Here is a 21,583-nt window from a genome sequence, read left to right on the forward strand (position 1 = left end):
CATCTCGAAGGTACCACAAGAAGAAGGCAGTTGAGTTCAGCTCGCTACAGATCTTCGCCAAGGCTTCGTCCGTAGAACTCGGTGATGAACTCTTGGTAGAGGGGGTCGGATTGGATTTCGCGCCACCACGGTTCGTTCTGGACGAACCATTGGACGGTTGCGCGGAGGCCGGTTTCGAACGGCACCTGCGGCGACCAGCCGAGGGATTTTAGCTTCGTGTTCGACATCGAGTAGCGCGCGTCGTGGGCGCCTTTGCGGGGGTCGGGGATTCGTTTGATGTACGAATCGTCGAGGCCTAATTCATCCAACAAAATCGAAACGATCTCGATGTTCTTGCGTTCGTTGACGTCGCCGACGTTGTAAACCTCGCCGGGAACACCCTTGAGCAAGGCAGTCAGAATCCCCGTGCAGTGGTCCATGACGTGGATCCATTCGCGGACCTGTGTTCCTTCGCCGTAGAGCGGCACTTTTTTGCGGTCGATCAGGCGCGTGACGAAGAACGGCACGATCTTCTCGGGGTAGTGGTAGGGGCCGTAGGTGTTGCCGCCGTGCGTGACGATCACGGGCGTCTTGTGGGTGATGAAGTGCGCGCGGCAGAGCAGGTCACCGCCCGCTTTCGCGGCGCTGTACGGCGTGTTCGGCTCGATCGGCGACTCCTCGGTGAACTGGCCTTCGGCGATCGATCCGTACACCTCGTCGGTGCTGACTTGAAGGACCCGTTCGACATCGAACTTCCGCGCGGCTTCGAGGATGACGTTCACGCCGTAGGTGTTCGTCATGATGAAGCTGTGGTTGTCGAGCAGCGAGCGGTCGTTGTGGCTCTCGGCGGCGAAGTTCACGATGTGCGTGATCTTCTCTTCGCTCACGATCTTGTCGACCATCGCCTGATCTTGGATCTGACCGTGATAAAACTTGAACCGATCGTCCGAAGAGAAATCCGCCATCGTCGAACGGTTGCCGGAATAAGCAAGCGAATCCAACACAACGACCTCGACGCCATCCAGCTCGCGGAAGACGAGACGCACGAAGTTGGAGCCTATGAAACCGGCGGCGCCTGTGACGAGAAGCTTCATGGCAGTTTGAATTTCGAGTCGAAGTCCTCGTGCCGGATCTCATCGACCGGCTCTTTCTTGCCCCAGCCCGCGTAAAGCTTGTCGGGGAAGTTCAGGACGAACGCCTCCTCGGTTCCAACGTTGCGATAGGCGTGCACCACTCCCGGCGGGACGAAAACCAGGCAAGGATTCTCCGCTCCGACCTTGTGGGTTTCAAACTTCTCTTCGTGGCCTTCGCGGTTCTCCCACAGGTACAGCTCGTACTGGCCGTTCAAAAAAACAAACCCGTCGGTCTGGTGGACGTGCTCGTGCGGTCCTCTCGCGACGCCGGGTTTTGTCATGCTGAGGTAGCCCATCGTCGGCTCGAACCCCTCGGGCAGCTCGTCGTCGCGGAACAGCTCCATCAGCCATCCGCGCTCGTCGGTGAATCGGTTCAGCTCTCTGATGACAACGCCTGGAATCATCGGTTTTCCTTCGGAATTCGGGGTGGATTGTACCTGCGGGCTGCGATCCTCCACCCCCTAACCCCCTCCTCCATTTCGCTTCGCAAGAATGGAAGAGGGGGAACGTGGGCGTTACTCCATCGTCGTGGTGCCTTTTCTAATTGGAAAGGACTATCGCTTGTCTGAACCCCTCACCCTAACCCTCTCCCTCAAGGGGAGAGGGAACAGCTGTCGCCGGACGGGAGGGCGAGCGTCCTCGCGATCTGCGCTCGATAGCCGTGTAAATAGATCGCTTCAGATCGCCAGCGAGTCGTACCGCTCCCTCATCTTGTCCACAGCTTCACAAAGGCGGGGCAGCGACTCCAGAGGTATCGTTGTCCAGGTGCAACTCGCACCGAGCAATGCACGGGTGATTCTGTACAGGATGACTTGATTCTTGCCATTGTTCTCAACCCAGAGTACATACAGCCTTTCGACTCCACCGAAGAACCCCTTGTCAATTTCGGTGATTGGCCCTATCTCCTCGATGACCTTGCCCGGTACGCCAATGAACTTCATCGACTTGAATTCTCCATGAAGGAGATTTTGGCATGCCTAGGTTTTTTGTTTTGCTTCGTTCCTTTAACCGGAAAGGACTTTCAGTGTTTGCTCCCTCACCCTAGCCCTCTCCCCAGGCATGGGGAGAGGGGACCGAATGCGTCGTCAAGCCGACGCGATGAAAAGCGCGAACGCGTTCGCGCACTCCGAAATTACTCCATCGTCGTGCGGATGGCTTGGACCACGTCGTCGGTGCTGGGCAGCGCGGCGTACTCGTAGATCGGGTTGAAGCCGATGTGCACGTCGTCGCGCGAGACTAGTTGCGGCGAGGCGAGGAAGAGGTTGAACTTCTCCGGGTCGCTGGTCATCTCGCTGATCACCGACTGGCCGAAGCCGCAGGTTTTCGTGTCCTCTTGGATCACGACGAGGCGGCCGGTCTTCTCGAGGGAGGCGGTGATCGCCTCGTAGTCGCACGGCACCAATGATCGCAGGTCGATGATCTCGACGCTGACTTCGCCGCTCAACTTCTGCGCGGCTTCGTCGGCGAGCTCAAGCGTGTTGCCCCAAGTGACGATCGTAACGTCCGAACCTTCTTGCACGAGGCGCGCCTTGCCGAACGGCACCGGCTCGATTCTCGTTACGTCGACGCGCTTGCGGAAGATGTGTTTGGGGATCAAAACGAAGACGGGATCGTCGCAGTGGATCGCGGTCCAGAAAAGTCCGGCCGCGTCTTGCGGGGTCGCGGGGACTACGACCTTCAGGCCCGGAACGTGCGCGAGCCATCCCTCGTTCGACTGGCTGTGCCAAATCGAGCCGCCCGGAAGATACGCGCCGCACGGTGCGTAAACGACCATCGGGGTCTTCCACTTGCCGAACGTACGCCACCGCTGCGTGCTGATGTTGGTGACGATCTGGTTCCAGCCTGGGCAGATAAAGTCGATGAACTGCAGCTCGAACACCGGCTTGAGACCCATGCTGGCGAGCCCGACGGCGACGCCCATGATCGTCGCTTCGGCGAGCGGCGAATTGAAAACTTGCTTCGGATACGTGTCGCTGAGCCCTTCCGTAATTTTGAAGACCCCGCCCTTCGGGTCCTCGATGTCTTCGCCGAAGAAGATGACGTTCGGGTCGTCGGCGAGCGCCTTGTGGAACGTCCTGTTGATCGCGTCGACCATCGTCATCGGGCCGGTTTCGATCGGCGGGGCCATCGGTTCCACATCGTCGCCCCAGCAGTGGTGCATGACCTCTTCGGCGATCGGGTCTTCTTGCTTTTCGGCGCGCAGGTATTCTTCGTCGACCTCTTTGACGAGCTTCTCCTGCGTCTGCTCGAACTGCTCCATCGTCAGCTCGCCGGCCTCGATCAGCTGGTCGCGCAACAGCACGATCGGGTCGCGCGCGAGCATTTCTTCGAGTTCGCCCTTTGCCCGGTAAACGCGCTGGTCGTCAGACGAGGTGTGTGAGGCGAGGCGGTCGATGTCGAACCAGAACAGCGTCGGACCGCCGCCGGAGCGCGCCTTTTCAATCGCCTTCGCGCCCTCGGTGTACACGTTGTCGAAGTACCGCGCATCGACCTTGACCAGGTAGTCCTCGGCGATGATCCCTCCGATGTTCATCGGGAGGAACTTCTCGGTCGGCGTCGAGATGCCGTACTTGTTGTCTTCGATCACGAAGATGACCGGCAGTTGCTCTTGCACGGCGAACGCGAACGCTTCGAAAAACTCGCCCTGCCTGCTCGCAGCGTCGCCAAGCGTCGCAATGACGACGTTGTCCTCGCCGCGGAGCTGGAACCCCCACGCTGTGCCAGTCGCCGGAATCAGCCCGCCGCCGGTCGGAGTGCAGACGCTCATCACGTTGAGCTTGTCGTCGCTGAAGTGGCCCGGCATCTGGCGGCCGCCAGAGCTTGAGTCGCGCTTGGCGTAGTAGGCGAGTGCCATGTCGTAGTTCGAAATGCCGCGAGCCAGCATGAGCGCCCGGTCGCGGTAGTAGGGGTACAGCCAGTCGCCGTCGTTCAAGTGCAGCGCGAGCGCGCCGATGGCCTCGTGCCCGGAACCGCTGACCTGGAACCAACCTCTGCTCTGGCGCAGCAGTATGCCTTCGCGGCGGTCGCCTTCGCGGCAAAGCATCATCAGGCGCAAGAAATCGAGTTTAGTGGACGTAGCGGCCTCTGGAATGGCAGACATAGATAGTAGTTCCTCGTTGAACCTAGAATCAGGCCCAGAGGCCCGAATGCGTTCTGGCAGTATATCTGACTACTCCGCATTGTCATGCTTGGATGCCTAGATACCGCGTGCGGGACCAGATCGCGAGAGTCGGTAATATCGCCCGCATGTCGTTGCCGGTTCGCGTTCCGTTGATCGCAGCCCCAACCCAGATGCACCGTCTCCCGCGCGCCTCGGAGGATCTGGGGATCGATCTGTGGATCAAGCGGGACGACCTCACCGGATTCGCCGGAGGGGGGAACAAGGGCCGCAAGCTCGAATACCTGATGGCGGATGCGCTGGCGCAAGACGTCGACGTGATCGTTTCGGGCGGCTCGACCCAATCGAATTACCTGCGTCAGCTTTCGTGCGCGTGTTCGATGTTCGGCATTCACTGCGTCGGCGCGACGATGAGGCTACCGTACGTTGCCGCCGCCGGAAAGCCGGTGGGCAAGAAGGTCTCCGAAGGCGGAAACCGCGTGCTGGACGAGATGTTCGGCCTGGAGATGCGGATATTCGAGGATGACAGCTTCGACGTCCTGAAGCAGCACGTCACAGATATCGTCGCGGAGTTTGAGGCGAAGGGGAAGAGGGTGATGCGCCTGCCGAACGGCGGAAGCACCCCGCTTGGCGCCTATGCGTATTTCAGGGCCGGACAAGAGGCGGACGAACAGTGTACGGAGCCGTTCGACTACGTCGTGACGCCTTCGAGCAGCGGAGGGACACACGCCGGGCTGGGCTATTTTTATCATGGCCACCCGTCGCACCTGATCGGGATATCCTGCGACCCAGATCCGGGGCTGGTTGACGTGATGGCCGAACTAGCGCAAGGCCTCGATTCAATCGTAGGCGGGAACCTAAAGATGACGCCCAGCGATTTCGACTTCCGGATGGAGTACTACGGCCCCGGTTACGGTGTCGCCAGCGACGAGGGCCAGGCGGCGATGACCTACCTGCATCAGAAGGAGGGAGTACTGCTGGATCCCGTCTACACGAGCAAGGCGTTCGCGGGGCTGTTGGACTTGGCCAGGAAGAAGGAGATCTCCGGGCGAGTGCTGTTTTGGCATACGGGCGGCCTGCCGACCCTCTTTGCAACAGAGTAGTTTCGCACCGTCGCCCCGCGTCGCTAATCGTTCTCTATTAGATCGCTTAGACGCACGACAGCGCCTTCGACTGTTATTGCTCTGTTTCCTCCTGGAAGCTCGGGCGACGGCGCCATTTCGCTCTGCGAACCGTGGGCGCTACAGCTCGCGTTGGCGCCTCCAAAGATCGTGACGCTGCGGTTGGACCAGGGGAGGCAGCGCTTTTTTCGCTTTTCCGTTCCTTCTCGTCTAGGACTCAGGCTTCGTGCATACGAATATCGTGTCCTCGACCAAGCCGAACTTGCTGCAGTTCGCGGGGTCTGCGATGTCCGAGGTGCTGAGTTCGCGCACCGAGAAACCCGCGGCCTGCAGCCTGTCGACGAAATCTCGGCCGTACATTCTTACATGGTCGTCTTGGCCGAACGCCCGATACCTCGCCTCGGGCGTGACGATCGTCTCGTCTTCATACGTCTTCTCGAGATCCATGTCTCGCGGAACCATGACGTACGCAGTGCCGCCGGGCTTCATCACTCTGAACATCTCGCACATCGCCTTGGCGTCGTCCAGGACGTGTTCCAGGACGTGCGAGCAGATCACCGCATCGAACTCGTCGTCACCGAGCGGAAGGTCAGTGATGTCACCCTGCCTGAGAGCCACATCGGGGCTGATGTCGATGGACAGGTAGTCGACGCCCGGCAGAGCGACAATGCGCCTTGTCAGGGAGATTTCGGGAGCAAAGTGAAGGAGCCGAACCCTCGGAAGCTTGCCGATCTCTCTGGTCAGGTACAGGGACATGAGACGTTGACGCGATCCTGCGCCGCAGCGCAGGCACTGCTCGCCCTGACGGATCGGATCGCCTGCGGGCACGAACTCCCGCCAGTGCTGCCCGCAGCACGCGCACTCCGAGCCCTCACCGAGATAGGGTCGCGCCTCCCGCCGCAGACGCAGCCATCGGACGTGTTGGAGAAGGCTCAGGCGCGTGTGCGTCGGCAGGACTTTCAGGATAAATTTGAGAACGGCCTTCATGGCTGCGCGGGTAACTTCAGCGCGGCTGGATTATATCCGATCAGTTTGGCCCGTCCTCGATCGGATCGGAGAGCTTGACGATGGCGCCCTCGACCGTTATTGCCCTGTTCCCTCCGGGCAGCTCGGGGGACGGCGCCATTTCGCTCGGCGAACCGTGAGCGTTCCAGCTCGTGTCGGCGCTGTCGAAGATCATCACGGTGTTTCCGGGGTCTTCTACTTCATCGATGTAGACTTGGCTCAGCACAGAGTTCATGGCGTATCCGAACACGCCGGATCCAGCGGGGAGATTCGGGTTGACAAACTTCTTGAGCGCTTCGCCCTCGAGTAAGTCTGCCGTGTGGACGTACTTCTCCGCAGCGTCCATCCAGCCAGATGCCAGCGGCATCGCCCCTTCGTCCGCGTAGTACAGCATCAATGCACCGTGCAGCGCGCGCATGTTGTCGATGCTGGTGCCGTCATAGGTTTTCTGCTCCTGCTTGTCGAGGAATCCCTCCCTCTTGAAATCAAGATATACATCGAGAAGCAGCCCGCCCATAACAATCACCAAGACTCCGAACACAGCCAACACCGAGTACCAGATGCGCTTTTTCAACAGCCGTCGCTTCTCGTCCATGCTCACACATTATGAGACGTTTGCAGCCGCAAAGCGCGTGCATTCGAGGAAGAAACTGAGGACAGAGTAACCCCTCGTCGCTAGCCGAACTTTATAAAAGTGGGCCAAGGCACGTCTTCCGGGGAGTACTCGGTTAGCGCGAAGCGCGCGATGCCGAACGCAAGAAAGGCAATGGCTAAGGCCCACATAAAGCGGTTGAACGCGACGCTGTCGGTATTGAGCCGCCTTCCGCGCACAAACCCGTACAGCGATGCGAACGCCGACGCAGTGAACAGCGCGTACATGAAAGGCCCAAGCGGGTGGGCTTTCATCGCGCTGGTGACGTCGAGGTGCACGAGAGCCGAGACGCTGGTCGTCATGCCGCAGCCAGGGCACGGACGACCGAACGCCAGCACACTTCCGCACGGCGGAAGCCCGAGCTGTGAGTGCGTACCGTGGCCGGTGTCATTGGGGGTCAGGATCATCCCGATGACAGTCACGGCGACCCAGGCCAAGAACCACACGAGCTGACCTCTCAGTCGCGCCTTCGGCCAGCCTTCGTCAAACGTCACCATCACCGTTCTCCTTAGGCATTACGCACTCCGGGTGTGCCTCGTTGTCGCGAATGCGGGCGATGCAGATTAGGTTCCCCGACTCGTCGAGCATCGCGACCAACTCTCCGTCCGGCCTATCGGAGATCGGCACGCTCTGTCCGCACCGAAGCGCGCTCTCTTGATCCGTGGACACTTGGATTTTCTCCATTGGGTCGAGGGCGTCTTCCACTGGCAAAAGGTCGTTGGGCGTCACGTCGTCTAGCGGCACGGCGTCTTCCGCGCTGAACCGTCCTACGCGAGTTCGTCGAAGCTCGGTGACGTGGGCGCCGCACCCGATCGCTTCGCCTAGATCGTTCGCCAGCGTCCGAACGTACGTGCCGCCCTCGCACACCGTGCGGAACGTCGCGTGCGGAGCGTCCACCGACGTCAAGTCCAGTTCGTGGATCACGACCTCTCTCGCTGGCCGATCTACCACCTCGCCAGCCCGCGCGTAAGCGTACAGCGGCCTTCCGTCCTTCTTGACGGCGCTGAACATCGGCGGCGTCTGCTGAATGCGCCCGATAAACGGGGGCATAGCGCCTTCGATCGCAGCCCCAAGATCGGACGGGACGGGCCGCTCTTGGATCACTTCGCCCTCAGAGTCTTGGGTGTCTGTCTCTTGTCCGAATCGAACCGTGTACTCGTAGCCCTTCGGTTCTAGCTGTAGGTACTGGAGCAGTCGCGTCGCGGGGCCGACCATCACAACCAGAAGACCGGTGGCCAGCGGGTCGAGCGTGCCCGAATGACCGATCCGGCGTGTGTCGAACTTCTTTCGCAGAACCCGAATGACGTCGTGCGACGTGATCCCTTTCGGCTTGTCAATTAGCAGTGCGCCAAGCATTTGCTGAGAGCTTCGATGAGTTTCGACTCTGCATCTTCGATGGATCCGGTGAACGACACTCCGGCTGCGTTCGCATGTCCGCCTCCGCTGAACCCTCGTGCGACTTCCGCAACGTCGATGTCCCCGAGCGACCGCAGGCTGCCGCGAATCTTGCCCGGCTTGGCTTCGCGCAGCACGATAGCGACCCTGACACCCTTCACGGCGAGCAAGTCGTTGACGATGCCCTCGCTGTGCTGTTCGTTCGCCCCGAACTTCTCGAACGCCGCTACCGGCAGCAGGCACCACATGATCTGGCCGTCGCAGGCGGTTTTCGCGTTGGTCAGCGCGTACCCGTGCAGGTCGAACGCTGGTCGCTCTCGCGTCATGTACACCGCTTCTGTGATTTGCGCCAGGTTAGCGCCCAACTCGAGCAGATGACCGGCTGTCGCCAGCGCGTGGGCGTCGGTGTTCGGATAACGGAAGTTGCCGGTGTCGGTCAGGAGACCCGTGAGCAGGCAGTTGGCCATGTCGGGCGTGATCGTCGTTTCGCTGCCGAATACCAAGTCGAACAGGATCGAGCATGTAGCTGGGTGGCCGATCGAAACGATGCGTAGATTCCCGGGCGCATCGACCGGGATGTGATGATCGATCACGATGGAGCGGTCGCAGCGCTCGACGGCCTCGCGACAGCTTCCTAGGCGATCGAGCGACTCAAGGTCTAAGACGATCGCTAGCTCAAACCGGTCGGCGTCGGGCAGGCGTTTGATCTCGGAGACGCCCGGTAGAAACTGCAAGTTGTAAGGCGCTGGGTCGTGACAGATCACCTCGTGCCGGATGTCGAGCGCTTCCAGGAAGAGCGACACGAACAGGGCAGCGCCGATCGCGTCGCCATCCGGGTTCAAGTGCGTCGAGACCAACACTCCGTTCGCACGCGTGATCTCATCAACGAACTGTGGATACAGCCCGCTGATCTGCGCAGGCGAGGACGTCTCAGGATCGTTGTTCGTGCTGATGCTCAACTCTCCTCGTCGATCGCGGTCACTCCGATAGTCGAGTACCGAAGCCCTGCGCTTTCAGCGGCTTCACGACTGAAAACGCGGCGTCCGTCGAACAAAATCCTGCCTCGCATCTTATCGGCGATTCTACCAAGGTCGAGCTGCCGGAACTCCTTCCACTCGGTGACCAAGATCAAGGCGTCCGCACCGTCGGCTGCGTCGTACGCGTCGCTCCTCATCACGACTGCAGGATATTGGGCGTGAACTGCTGGCATGGCGACCGGATCGTACGCCCGAATCTTTGCTCCGCCATCGAACAGGCAGTCGATTACTTCCAATGATTTGGCGTCCCGAACGTCGTTCGTGTTTGGTTTGAACGACAACCCCAAGATCGCGACGGTTTTTCCCTCAAATCCGCCAAGCTCGCTCTTCAGCCTTCGCATGAACCGCGGCACTTGGGCAGCGTTGATCTCCTTGGTCGCTTTCAGCAGGTCAAAGTCGTAGCCGAGGCCTGCGGCAATCGAGATCATTCCGTCGACGTCCTTCGGAAAGCAGCTGCCGCCCCATCCCAAGCCCGCCCGCAAGAACTGAGTGCCGATCCGTTTGTCCAGTCCAATCCCGCGCGCTACTTCCGCCACGTCCGCGCCACACTCTTCGCACAGTCTGCTGATCGCGTTGATGAAGCTGATCTTGGTGGCCAGATAGCTGTTGCTGGCGTACTTGATCATCTCGGCGCTGTTGACATCGGTGACCATGACCGGGGCGCTGAGCGGCTCGTAAAGCTCGATGAGCTTTTCGGCCGCAGCACGATTTCGCGCACCGATGATGATTCGGTCGGGATGCATCGTGTCAGATATCGCAGACCCCTCGCGAAGGAACTCAGGATTGCTCACGATTGTCACGAGTTCTGGGTCAACGCCTTGTTCTAGGATGATGCGCTCGACCATGTCGCCCGAGCCGACCGGGACTGTGGACTTGTTGACGACGACCGTCGGTTTTTCGATGCTCTGTCCGATCTCCTTGGCGACCTGCTTGACGGCTGTCAGATCCGGCTCTCCGCCGGGGCCGCTGGGCGTGCCGACGGCGATGAACACGACCTCCGCGTGCAACACGGCCTCACGGATGGAGGTTGTCGCCGTAAACGTCTTTGCAGCTATCGTCCGCTTGAGCAGCTCCTCGATCCCCGGCTCGAATATGGGGGACTCGCCTCGCTGCAGACCAGCGACCTTCTCTCGGTCTTTGTCGACGCACACGACGTCGTTTCCAAGATCAGCGAGGACGACGCCCGTGACCAGCCCGACGTAGCCCGTTCCGACGACAGAAACCTTCATTCGGCGCACAGCCTACCTACCTGGGACCGTCACATAGAGCCGGTCGGCACCGTGAGAATCGGAATGTCCACGCCGCTGAACGCGAAGAACACCGTTGCGATAAAAAGGATCAGTACAGAGATCATGTGCGCATCGCTCAGTACGATGGTCTCCGGCTCGCCTCCTTCGCTCTTTACGAAGACGAGGAACAGATACCGGAGCACGCCGTACGCGACGATCGGGATCGTGAGCAGAAGCAGCGGATGCTCGATAGCCTTCGGACTCTCGATCGCGTAGATGCCGTATGAGATCGTGGAGAGTGAGGCCGCGAACAGCACCATCGTGTCGAGAAACGGACCTGTATATTCGCTAAGGGCAGCCCTGGTGTCGGCGCGCGCCTCGCCCTGAGTGTGGAACTCGTGCCGACGCTTCGACGATGCCAGAAGAAGCGCGAGAGTGCCCGTGCAGAACAGCAGCCAACCGGAGATCGGCACGCCGATGGCGAACGCGCCGGCCACGGCTCGAAAAACGAAGCCTGCGCTCACTGTGAAAACGTCGAGCACTGGCATGCTCTTCAGCTTCAAGTTGTACAGGAACTGCAGCGCGAGGTAGGAGAACAGCACGACTGAAAACGAGGGGCCGACGAAAATTGCGACCGCGCCGCCGAGGGTCAAACAGATCACTGAGATCGCTATGCCCTTTCCCGGACTAAGCTCGCCGCTCGCGATCGGCCTGGCGCGCTTCGTAGGATGCAGCTTGTCCCGATCGGCATCCAAGACGTCGTTGATCGAGTACACAGCGGAGCTGATCAGGCAGAACGCGACAAACGCCCACACAGCGAGCATGACGTTGCCAGGATCGTCGTACGCCTGCGCGAAGATCAGCGCCGCGAAAACGAGCAGGTTCTTGATCCACTGCTTCGGGCGTAGCAGTCTAAGGCTGGCAGGGAGTCTCACAGCTAAGTTGAGTATATCTACATGACGCCTAACAGCCGCTGTGCCAAACTGATTCCCGATGTGCGGAATCGCAGGATACGTCGGCCCGCTCAACGCCCTGAACGTTGTTCTGGGCCAGTTGAAGCGGCTTGAGTACCGCGGGTACGACAGCGCAGGCGTCGCGTACCTGAACGGAGGGCTGCATACGGTCAAGCGGGCCGGGAAACTGTCGGAGCTGTTGGAACAGTTCTCCGACGGGTTCGCAGAGACGAACGCTGCGATCGCCCACTCCCGATGGGCCACCCACGGCGCTCCGACCGATCTCAACGCCCACCCGCACTACGACCAGGAGGGCGAGGTCGCCGTCATCCACAACGGGATCATCGAGAACTACCTGGAACTGAAAGAGGCTCTGGTCCGAGAAGGGCACAGCTTCCACTCGGAGACCGACACCGAAGTCGCAGCCCACGTGATCGGCCTGGAGTATCAAGAAGGGGTTTCGCTGGAGCAGGCCGTGCTCAGAGCTTCCGAGAAGCTGCGCGGCGCTTTCGCGCTCGTGGTCGTCGCGGCCAGGGAGCCGGAGAAAATCGTCGCCGCGCGCAGCGCCAGCCCCTTGATCGTGGGCCTCGGCGACGGAGAAAACCTGCTGGCAAGCGACATACCCGCGCTGATTCCTTATACGCGGCGCGTCGTGGTTGTCGGGAACGAGCAGGTTGTCGTGCTGACGAAGGACGAGGTTAGGTTTCTCGACCGGCGCGGCAAGGAGGTCGAGGTCGAGCCCATGGACGTCGACTGGGATATCGCGGACGCAGAGAAGGGCGGGCACGACCATTTCATGCTGAAGGAGATTCTCGAGCAGCCGGACGTCGCGCGCCAATGTCTCGCGGGCCGCCTTACCGAGACCGATCAAGTGGTTCTGGAATCTGTTTTCAGCGATCACGTCATCCAAGACATCGATAGGATCAACATCATCGCGTGCGGCACCGCATACCACGCCGGGCTGGCGGCAAAGTATATGTTTGAAAAGATGCTGCGGCTGCCGACCGACGTGTTCTACTCGAGCGAGTTTCGGTACGGCGACCCGTTGCTCTCGCCGCGCTCGCTCGCGATATTCGTGAGCCAATCTGGAGAGACCGCCGACAGCCTCGCAGCGCTGAGGCTTTGCAAAGCCCGTCGCATCCGCACCCTGGGGATCGTCAACGTCGTCGGCTCCAGCATCGCCCGGGAGAGCGACAAGGTTTTGCTGACGCAGGCCGGGCCGGAGATCTCCGTCGCCAGCACCAAGGCGTACACAGCGCAGGTGATCGTCCTGTACCTGCTCGCCCTTTACATCGCGCAGGTGCGACAGATGCCGGGCGTCGACACGCGAAAGGCCGTGAAGCAACTCAAACAGTTGCCGGACCACCTGCAAGAGGCGTTGGAAATGGAGGCCGAGATCGACGGTCTTGCCGAGCGGTTCCACGATTCAGATCTCGTGTTCTTCTTGGGGCGCAACGCAGACGCGAGCGTTGCCCTGGAGGCGGCGCTCAAGCTGAAAGAGATCGCTTACATCCCGACGCAGGAGTGTCCGGCAGGCGAGATGAAGCATGGGCCCTTGGCGCTGGTCGAAAAGGGCGTGCTCGCGGTTTTCGGTGGGAGCGATTCGGACGTGCGGGACAAGCTTGCGAGCAACATCCGCGAGGTTCAGGCTCGTGGCGGGTTCACGCTCGCCGTCACGACCAACGACGATCAGACGTTGGCCGGGGTTCCGGACCAACTGCTGACGGTGCCACAGGCTGGCAACCCGTACCTGAACGCCTTGCTCACGATCATCCCCATGCAGTTGTTCGCGTACTACATGGCGAAGCACCGCGGATGCGATATCGACCAGCCGCGGAACCTCGCGAAGTCCGTAACCGTCGAATAAGCCGGTAGAAATGCTGTAAACGGGAACTTAGCGGGCGTTGGCGCGATCTTTGAAGCTAAGCAGGCCAGGACCGCCCGGTTCGTATGATAGAATCTACACGGACCGTGCGCACGGACCTCTTGATTTGCAGAGCGACTTGCTTTGTACAACGTTGGATCGAATTAATGGCGACTACGAATACGGCGACTGGCCAAACGATGGTCAGCAAACCTTCAGCCCGAATGTTGAAGGCGTACCCGTACACGTACACCAAGCGAAAGCGAATCCTGGACATAGGGGGCTCTTTCACCCTTCTCGTCCTAGTCGCACCCCTGTTTCTGCTGATCGCCCTGCTCGTCAAGCTCACGAGCCGTGGGCCGGTGTTCTATACCTCGCGCAGAGTCGGGCTGCTCGGCAAGGAGTTCTCGTTCCATAAGTTCAGATCGATGCGCACCGACGCCGATCAAGAGTTGCAAAAGATTCAGGCGCAGAACGAGAAGGACGGTCCGATCTTCAAAATCGAACGCGATCCGCGCGTAACGCCCCTAGGCAGGTTCCTTCGCCATACCAGCCTTGACGAATTGCCGCAGCTGTTCAACGTGCTGCGCGGCAATATGAGCTTGGTCGGCCCTCGTCCTCCTCTTCCTCACGAAGTCGAGAAATACGATAAGTATGCGCTTGACCGGCTGCGAGTTCGCCCCGGCATGACTTGCTACTGGCAGATCAGCGGACGGAGCAACCTGTCGTTCGACGAGTGGATGAAGCTGGACCACAAGTACCTGGAAGACATGAACTTCTGGATCGACCTCAAGATTCTCTTCCTGACGCCGTTCGCCGTCATCAAGGGTGAAGGCGCGTACTAGCGCGAAGGCCCCCGTTGCAGCGGACATCAAGTGCGCCGCAGCATCTTTGGCAAGCCGATCGTCCAGCGCACGGCGAAGCTGATGACGGTTGACAGCAGCGCGAGCGGCAAGCTGAGGTGTTTTCTGCGCAGCCTCCACATGATTCTCCAGCTCTCCGGCGCGTACTCCGATGTCATTCGCCGAGCGAGCGTCCCGATTCTGCCGATGAAGCCCTTTGCGTGCTGCGCGCTCAGGATTCGCGTGTTGACGACGCCTGCTTGCGGGACCAGCATCAGCCGGTAGCCGTCCTTCCGAACGTTCAGCCAAAGGTCGTGGTCGCCGCCAGTTTGCGGGAACCGTACCGCGTCGATGGAGTAACGCTGCACCACTTCCAGGCGCATCAGTACGCACTGTCCGCCCGTGAGTTCGATTTCAAACGGTTCTGCCGGTGCTTCCTCTTGCAATCTCCACGGACGAATCAGCTTGCCGTACAGCAGAAAACCCATCGCGATTTGATGGGAGTAAAGTAGGTTGACGCCTTCATCCGTCTCCAGGTACGCCGCGCCACAGGCAATCGTGTTCGTTTGGCCGCTCAAGTACTGGGCTAGACGGTTTATCGTGCCTGGCAGAACGCAGGTATCCGCGTTTGTCAAGTAGACGTACTCTGGCTCAATCCTCTTGCACTCGTCGAATCCCGCTTGCGCGCTTGCGGCCCAATAGTGCTGGTCGTCGACCCGCAATTCCCGCACTCGCAAGCATAAGTCCTCCGGCAAGGGAGCGCCCGCATTGACGACGACGATGCACAGCGAAGGGTGGTCTTCTGCCTCGATCGATTCGATGACGCGGCGCAGCTCTTCGAGCTCATTGTGCGTTGGGATGACCGCCACGATCTGCGGCGATGGCTGCGCTGTCATGCTGTCGATTCTACTTCAAGGTAGATGCCGAGACGCCGGCTGATCGAGGGGCGACGGCTGGTCGTTTGAGCTGTGCTTGCGGATGGCTTCTGTGCTCGAATCTGTGCTTCCACCGTCCACGACGATCGGCTCGTTTCGGGGTAGCCGCAGTTCAATATCGACTGCAGCGTCTGCCCCGGGCAGGCACATCGGATGTTAAGGGGGACGATCACGCTGGTTTTCGGGCGCTTAGCAACCTGAAACAGCACGGTTGCCCAATACTGGGATAAAAGGCAGGTTAGCCTTGGAACCGGCACGATTCCTGCTGGAATTCGGTCTGTACTAAGCGATGGCTGGATTGCACGGCAGGTAGTCCGATTGTATCGGCTCGATGAGGCTGGGCCATCGATCAACAGCTATAATTGGTAGGAGACAGCAAGGTAACGGCTTAGAGGCCAGATTGAAAAATGTATAAAGTCCATGTCACGCGCACGATAATCATGGCCCTCGTCGGCCTGGCGGTCGGCGTAACTATAAAAATCGTCAGCCGACCGATCTACGAGGGCCGTGTTGAGATGCTGCTGGGAACCCCGATCGACACCCAGCGGTCCGCATCGACCATGACGGAGGACGTCAGGGAGATCATTCAACGGAGTAGGCCCTCGACCTTGCTCACAGAGCGGCAGCTGCTCAATTCCGAGGCCGTCTTTTACGAGGCGCTCAGGGTTGTCTCGGAGGAGGAAGGAGACCGATCGTTGCTGGACGATTGGGAGCACTACTACAAGATGTTCGACGTGATCAGCGCCCGGTCATCGAATCAGGTCGAGCAAGGCGCTGGCATCGTGCAGTTGCAGGTGAGGATGCACGACCCGCTGCTGGCCGCGAAGATGGCGAACGCCGTGGCAGAATCGTACAACGATACACGGAGACGGGCCGCCGGGGAAGCGGTGAGCCAGGCGATCTCGTATCTCCAGGCGAAGATCGAAGCGACATCCGACGAATTGACCGACGCAGAAGCGGCGTTCGCCGAATACAAGTCGAGCATCGGTGTCGCAGAAATGGCCAAGAAGAATTCGGTGGTTGAAGACTTGGCGGCATCGATTGAGTCGAGCATGGATACTTCGCAGGCCACTATGGAAGGTTATGACGCGAAGATTGAAAGCCTAATCTTTCAGATCGACCAACTTCCCGACGAGATGTATGACCCAGGATTTGACGTTGAAAGACCTCTGATCGGGACGTATGAAGCACAGTTAGCCGGGCTCATGCAGCAGCGAGTTTTCCTTCTTAGTCGCTACACGGCGACGAATCCGAAAGTCCAAGAAAACGACGACGCTATCACAGACATTCAGGGTCGGCTCGATGCCGCAAAAGCGCAGGATTGGACCGACCAGTACAGGAAAGGCCGAAAGAATCCTCAGAAGCAGGTTTTGGAGCAAGAACTGGCCCTCTCTCTAGCGGCGCGCGCACAGACGACCGGCCGCCGGGCGATGTTGGAGAAGTTGCTCGGCGAACGGAACGAAGAGATAGTCCTGATGCCTGATAAGCAGGTGCACTTGATGAAGCTGCAGCGCGACCTCCTCATCTTCGACGGGAGCTACAGTAGATTGAAGGTGCAGCTTGAGGACTTGCGGAATCGGCGGGAGACCGGTCCGAAGGCGGCTGTCGTATTGCGACAGGCAAACGTGACTCGAGAGGTGGCCGACCAGACCGATCCGGTCGCACCCGATCTGCTCAAGCTGACGTTCATCGGTTTCATCGCCGGAGCAAGCATCGGGCTCATCGCCAGCTTTGCGCTCGAGTCGATGCGCCCTCGAATATACACCTCGACGCAGCTCGCCGACCTAACGGGACTGACAGTAGTCGCCAGCACACCGGCGTTGAGTGGCACCAGCCGCAGCTCATTTGTCAAGGCTCTAGACGGCGGCTCGGCGCAGCCCGCTGAAAGCTTCAGAAACATGGCTTTCGGCTACTTGGCCAAGTCGACCGGCGAGTGCAGGACGATTCTGTTCACAGGAATCGGCACATCGGGCAGCAGCGCCGTGGGCGCTGTGCAATTCGCGATCACTCTTGCGCACAGCGGAAAGCGAGTACTGCTCGTCGACGCCGAGAGAACGAGACAGATTCTGACGATCGGATTTGATGCTGCCGATAGCAACGGTATCTCCGACGCGCTCGGCGGTGGAGACCCTGCTGGCATGATCACAGACACCCGTATCGAGAACTTGCGGTTGTTACCCATCGGCGTGAGCACGGATCGCTTCATCGATGCCGGGATGTCTTCGCTAGAGCGTGTGTTAGACGCGATCAAAGCAGACGCGGACTACGTCATCATTTCCGTCGCACCGGCCGACACGCTGGCCGACGCTTCAGCGTTTGCATCCCTCGTTGATGAGGTCTGCCTATCGGTCTCGGCCCGGACGAACGAGTTCAGCTCTGTTCCCATCGCGTTTGACATCCTAGAGCAAGCCGGAGCCAAATCCGTGAAGCTCATTCTGTCTGACGCGGCCAAGGACAGTGAGCCGTTCACGCGGACGACTGCGATTCGACGCCAAGATTGATCCGAGGTTAAAGAATTGCCTTCCTACTCGGTGATAATCCCGGCCTACAACGCCGAATCCACGGTTGCGCGAGCGATCCGCTCCGCGAGGGAGCAGCAGCCTCGGATGGTGGAGGTCATTGTCGCCTGCGATGGCTGCACCGATCGCACGCTAGCAGTTTCGGAAGAGGAAGGAGCCGTGGTGCTGGACTTGCCGAAGGCCAACGGATCGGTCGCTCGCAATCAAGGCGCCCGGGTCGCTGCAGGCGATCTCTTCTTCTTTCTCGACGCCGATGACTGGTGGGAGGCTGGCAAGGTTGAGTCTCACCTCGCGGTCCATAAGGAGTTCGATGGCAGCTTTGTCACAGACCGGTCGACGCCGCGAAAGCTCGACGGATCGCCAGCGTATTGGAGGGGCGGAAAGGACTTCGACGGCGAAGTCGAGTGGCAGACGTTTCTCAGCCACCAGGCTTGGGCGGGCGGCTCTAGCTTCTCGGTCACGAAGGAGAACTACTGGCGCGTCAACGGATTCAATGAGAAGCTGCAGAAGTTTCAGGACGTCGACTTCTGGTTGCGTTGCGCTTTCGAGTGCGGTCCGGCGAGAACGATCAGCAAGTCGTACACGAACTATCGGTTGAGCGAATCCGGCGTCTCGCGCAAAACAGAATCGATCGAACAGAACTTGTCTGACCTGTTCAGTGGGTGGCCGTTCGTCAGCAGTGAGCAGAAGCGTGCTTTCCGCTCCTACGCTTTCTTGCTGGCAGCGGAGTTCACACCTTGGCCGGACTCAGTTCCCTACTTCAGGAAGGCGCACTGGCCTGTTCTGCAGCGGTATTTTTGGAAGTGCGTGATCCAGAGCTTTAGAGCGCGGAGGATGGTGTAGCAGATGCAGGCGTTGGTCGGTAGCTCCGAGCGAGAAACGATGGCAGCCATGAGTCCGTCTGCTCGGCTCCACGCCGCCCAACGGGCGTTATCAGAGCGGGCGATGGTCGCCTGGGGCCTGCTGAACATCGGCATCGTAATCATCAGCATGTTTCTAGCCTCGCCGATTGGGTACGCCGTTGGAGTCAATGTCGGCAACTTGAACAAGTATTTCATGTTCAGCCTCGTGGCTTGGATCATGGTTGCCCTGCTGAGAAACCTCGCGCCATTGCGGCTTCCGGCGGCGATAATCCTGATGAGCCTGGTTCAGATATGGTTCACCGTTTCGAGCGTTGTGTCGCAGATACAGTTGAGCCGGAGCTTGGACTTCAGTGCGCCCGACTATTCGCTGATGTCGTTTCTGCTCTGCTTCATACAGGGGTCGATGCTGACCTACTTCGCCCCCCACGTCCGCGTTCTGCTCAAGCGATTGGTCGTTGGGCTCGCCATAGTTTCTGCGTTCGTAGCCATACTCCAGTTCTTGGGCTTTGGCCCGGCGATCGCGTATGCGAACTTGATGATCGCGTTCCAGGACATCACTGACTGGGCCGGGCAGGGCGGCATCCGCGCCTCAGGCATCTTTGGCGGCTTAGTTCTGCAGTCCTCCTACTGCTTGATCGGGATCGGCATGATCGCGTCGGCGCTCTACTCTCGAAAGCTGACCGGTCTCGAGATTGCAACGATCATCCTCCTTACGGGGATCATGTTCATGGCCCAGGTGCGCAGCATGCTGGTCGTCATCGCGATCGTGATGATCTCGTTGGTCGTGTTCTTCGTCCGCAAACATCGCATGTCCGCCATGCCGTACGTAGTCCTCGGCACCCTCGCGCTGGTCCTGTTGATATTGAAAGGTGGAGACAGATTCGACTACATGTTTTCCGGCGACACGTCAACGTTCGATTGGCGGACCGACGTGCTTTGGCCGCAGGCTTGGCACATCTATGCAGAGCGCCCTTGGTTCGGAGTCGGTGTGGAGCCTGACTTTATCGGTGTCAGGACATTCGTCACAGGCCTCTGGTCGTCAGGCTATATCATGGACAACGGCTACCTCGTCGCGCTGGCGTTCGGAGGTCTGCCAGCGTTGGCCTTGCTCATCATGACGGTCATAGCGGCTGTATTCAGCTCGATCAAGCTCCTCTTGCGCCGCACCGCGCAACCGATCGACCAAGCGTTCGCGCTCACTGCTGTGATCGTCACACTACTGTTCGGATACGGGATGTACTTCAACAACCTGTACACAAACATATCGTCGGGAATGCTCTATTTCATACTGATCGGTGCTGCCCTGCCGTCCCGTCCATCCATCGGGCGTTCGCCGAAGAAGAGCGGAGGCCCGCCTGATGCGATCGATGGGCGTCAGGCGACGGTGACCGCCGCCAGCAATGAGTAAGACCAAGAACACGCTTCGCCTTGGCGCGGCGCGGTTTATCGGGGTCGCTGTCCAGTTTATCAGCGTGCCGATCGTGTGGGACGTGCTGGGTGGAGACCTGCTGGGCGCCTGCTACTTTCTGATCGCCATTAGCCGATGGGTGTCGCTGATCGACATCGGCTACGACATCGGCATCCAGCGGCTCATGACGCGGGCGTTCGACTCGGACGACCGCGAACGAGGCTTCACCCTGTACCGGATGCACGTCCTGATCCTTCTGTCGCATGCGGCCGTCGGGTTCGGAGTGTTCGCGGCCCTTGGGCAGTTCGTCGTCGTGCCCAACCTTCCTGGAGACACAGCTTACGGTTCGCTGTTCTTGGCCGGTGCGGTCGTGTTCTCCTCGCAATACCTGTACATGAGCAGCATGGTCTACTTTCAGGCCACCCGCCAGTTCAAGTACGTCGCGATGGCGAACGGTTCGCAGTTCCTCATATCCGGGCTGACAGGCCTCGGGCTGACCCTTTGGCTTCGGCGTCCGGAGGCATATTTGGCTGGTTATTCCGCCGGGTATGGCGTCGTCTATCTTTTCAATCTGTACCGTGGCCTCGGTCAAGCGCGCAGGGCGGAGGGACGTCAGTGGTTCGACAAGGAGGCGTTCAAGTACTGCTTTGGGTTTGGCGCGCGGCTCTACCCAGCAAAGCTGTGCAGCGTCTCGATGGGCACGTTCGACAGGATATTAATCACGAGCATCCTCGGTCCGGCCAAGCTTACGGGCTACACGAACGCCGCACGGTATTCGGAGGTCGCGAGCGAGGCTCTGCCGCTCCATCAAACCTTGCTCCCGGACCTGACAAAGGCCCATATGGAGGGGAAGAGGAACTTCGCGGAGCTGGTCGACCGCGGGTCGAGGATCACGCTCATGGTTGGCTGCGGGATTCTCTTCATTCCTTGTGCCTTCGGCGGCCCACTGCTCCAGATCTGGCTGCAGGACAAGTACGTGCCAGAGATGGCGATCGTCATGCTGGTTCTGGGCATGTTCCGGGCGTTCGAGTCCTATAGCGCGAGCCTCGTGATGACGATGCTTGCTTCCGGTGCGCCGAAGAAGATTACGTTAGTGACGTTGGTGACGGCGGCCTTGGTCTTGGCTCTTACTTATCCGGCGATCATTACCTACGGGGTGATCGGTGCCGCGTCCATCCGACTCTTGATCGCGCTTGTGCTCTTCGTGCCGGTGACCTGGTACATTTGGCGATTCGTCGTGCCCGACATCTCGTTCTGGCCGTGGATCAGCAAGCTTGCAGGGACGATGGGAATCGCAGTCGTCTTCTCCGCGCTGGGATATTGGTTCTGCCAGACCGACCGGATCGTCTCCACTCCGTGGTTGGCACTCATTGTGCTTCCGTTCTTCATGGTTGCGTTCTTCTACGTCGTGGACTTGTTGCAGCTCGCCTCAATCCCCGAGTCCATCAAGGCCAGGATTCGCAACTTTGTGCCCCGAGGCGGAGGTAAGGCCGGCGCCTAAATCTGCAAGGGGGTAGCCAAACCGTGTGC

19 protein-coding genes are annotated in these 21,583 nt (G+C 59.7%); 7 read left to right on the plus strand and 12 right to left on the minus strand.

Annotated features, from left to right (window positions below; all coding sequences use genetic code 11):
- Window positions 1–44: 44 nt before the first annotated feature.
- The 4 genes from rfbB to IH944_03655 all read right to left on the minus strand — a co-directional run bounded on the left by rfbB (window position 45) and on the right by IH944_03655 (window position 4,212).
- On the minus strand, window positions 45–1,073 hold the full coding sequence (gene rfbB / locus IH944_03640) for a dTDP-glucose 4,6-dehydratase (protein ID MCH7903642.1): 1,029 nt from the start codon (window positions 1,071–1,073) through the stop codon (window positions 45–47).
- Window positions 1,070–1,516, minus strand: coding sequence for a dTDP-4-dehydrorhamnose 3,5-epimerase family protein (locus IH944_03645; GenBank protein ID MCH7903643.1), 447 nt, complete (start codon window positions 1,514–1,516; stop codon window positions 1,070–1,072). The genes rfbB and IH944_03645 overlap by 4 nt, the downstream gene beginning before the upstream one ends.
- 273 nt (window positions 1,517–1,789) lie before the next feature.
- Entirely contained in the window at window positions 1,790–2,053 is a 264-nt protein-coding gene (locus tag IH944_03650; protein ID MCH7903644.1) for a hypothetical protein, read from the minus strand.
- A gap of 191 nt (window positions 2,054–2,244) precedes the next feature.
- Window positions 2,245–4,212, minus strand: a complete 1,968-nt coding sequence (locus IH944_03655) for a 2-oxoisovalerate dehydrogenase (GenBank protein ID MCH7903645.1) — start codon at window positions 4,210–4,212, stop codon at window positions 2,245–2,247.
- Window positions 4,213–4,304: 92 nt separating this feature from the next.
- Here IH944_03655 and IH944_03660 point away from each other — a divergent pair, with 92 nt between their 5' ends.
- Window positions 4,305–5,333, plus strand: coding sequence for a pyridoxal-phosphate dependent enzyme (locus tag IH944_03660; GenBank protein ID MCH7903646.1), 1,029 nt, complete (start codon window positions 4,305–4,307; stop codon window positions 5,331–5,333).
- Window positions 5,334–5,561: 228 nt separating this feature from the next.
- Here IH944_03660 and IH944_03665 read toward each other — a convergent pair whose 3' ends face one another.
- From IH944_03665 to IH944_03695, 7 genes are all read right to left on the minus strand, one after another.
- Complete coding sequence (locus tag IH944_03665; protein ID MCH7903647.1) at window positions 5,562–6,338, minus strand: class I SAM-dependent methyltransferase; 777 nt, start codon at window positions 6,336–6,338, stop codon at window positions 5,562–5,564.
- 40 nt (window positions 6,339–6,378) lie between these two features.
- Window positions 6,379–6,951, minus strand: a complete 573-nt coding sequence (locus IH944_03670) for a hypothetical protein (protein MCH7903648.1) — start codon at window positions 6,949–6,951, stop codon at window positions 6,379–6,381.
- Window positions 6,952–7,031: 80 nt separating this feature from the next.
- Complete coding sequence (locus IH944_03675; GenBank protein ID MCH7903649.1) at window positions 7,032–7,505, minus strand: DUF2752 domain-containing protein; 474 nt, start codon at window positions 7,503–7,505, stop codon at window positions 7,032–7,034.
- The gene (truB, locus tag IH944_03680) at window positions 7,492–8,364 is read right to left on the minus strand and encodes a tRNA pseudouridine(55) synthase TruB (protein MCH7903650.1); all 873 of its coding nucleotides are present in this window, start codon (window positions 8,362–8,364) and stop codon (window positions 7,492–7,494) included. Before truB ends, IH944_03675 begins: the two co-directional genes overlap by 14 nt.
- Window positions 8,346–9,362, minus strand: a complete 1,017-nt coding sequence (locus tag IH944_03685; GenBank protein ID MCH7903651.1) for a bifunctional oligoribonuclease/PAP phosphatase NrnA — start codon at window positions 9,360–9,362, stop codon at window positions 8,346–8,348. Before IH944_03685 ends, truB begins: the two co-directional genes overlap by 19 nt.
- Complete coding sequence (locus IH944_03690) at window positions 9,359–10,669, minus strand: UDP-glucose/GDP-mannose dehydrogenase family protein (GenBank protein ID MCH7903652.1); 1,311 nt, start codon at window positions 10,667–10,669, stop codon at window positions 9,359–9,361. The genes IH944_03685 and IH944_03690 overlap by 4 nt, the downstream gene beginning before the upstream one ends.
- A 29-nt stretch (window positions 10,670–10,698) precedes the next feature.
- Window positions 10,699–11,604: a decaprenyl-phosphate phosphoribosyltransferase gene (locus IH944_03695; GenBank protein MCH7903653.1), complete on the minus strand. Its 906-nt coding sequence runs from the start codon at window positions 11,602–11,604 to the stop codon at window positions 10,699–10,701.
- Window positions 11,605–11,662: 58 nt separating this feature from the next.
- Between IH944_03695 and glmS the strand changes: the two genes are divergently transcribed.
- Both glmS and IH944_03705 read left to right on the plus strand, forming a co-directional pair.
- Window positions 11,663–13,489 (plus strand): glutamine--fructose-6-phosphate transaminase (isomerizing), encoded by a 1,827-nt coding sequence (gene glmS / locus IH944_03700; protein ID MCH7903654.1) that lies wholly within the window; start codon window positions 11,663–11,665, stop codon window positions 13,487–13,489.
- Window positions 13,490–13,653: 164 nt separating this feature from the next.
- On the plus strand, window positions 13,654–14,331 hold the full coding sequence (locus IH944_03705) for a sugar transferase (protein MCH7903655.1): 678 nt from the start codon (window positions 13,654–13,656) through the stop codon (window positions 14,329–14,331).
- Between the two features lie 26 nt (window positions 14,332–14,357).
- On the opposite strand, the gene IH944_03710 is transcribed toward IH944_03705, so the two are convergent.
- Entirely contained in the window at window positions 14,358–15,224 is an 867-nt protein-coding gene (locus tag IH944_03710) for a glycosyltransferase (protein ID MCH7903656.1), read from the minus strand.
- Window positions 15,225–15,670: 446 nt separating this feature from the next.
- Between IH944_03710 and IH944_03715 the strand changes: the two genes are divergently transcribed.
- From IH944_03715 to IH944_03730, 4 genes are read left to right on the plus strand one after another with little or no spacing between them, the layout of a single operon-like run.
- Entirely contained in the window at window positions 15,671–17,764 is a 2,094-nt protein-coding gene (locus IH944_03715) for a hypothetical protein (protein MCH7903657.1), read from the plus strand.
- A 15-nt stretch (window positions 17,765–17,779) separates the two neighbouring features.
- Complete coding sequence (locus tag IH944_03720; GenBank protein ID MCH7903658.1) at window positions 17,780–18,625, plus strand: glycosyltransferase family 2 protein; 846 nt, start codon at window positions 17,780–17,782, stop codon at window positions 18,623–18,625.
- Window positions 18,626–18,628: 3 nt separating this feature from the next.
- The gene (locus tag IH944_03725; GenBank protein MCH7903659.1) at window positions 18,629–20,053 is read left to right on the plus strand and encodes an O-antigen ligase family protein; all 1,425 of its coding nucleotides are present in this window, start codon (window positions 18,629–18,631) and stop codon (window positions 20,051–20,053) included.
- A complete protein-coding gene (locus IH944_03730; protein MCH7903660.1) occupies window positions 20,046–21,554 on the plus strand; it encodes a polysaccharide biosynthesis protein in 1,509 nt (502 codons plus the stop codon). The genes IH944_03725 and IH944_03730 overlap by 8 nt, the downstream gene beginning before the upstream one ends.
- Window positions 21,555–21,583: the final 29 nt, after the last annotated feature.

Source organism: Armatimonadota bacterium (assembly GCA_022563855.1).
Lineage (GTDB): Bacteria > Armatimonadota > Fimbriimonadia > Fimbriimonadales > Fimbriimonadaceae > JADFMN01.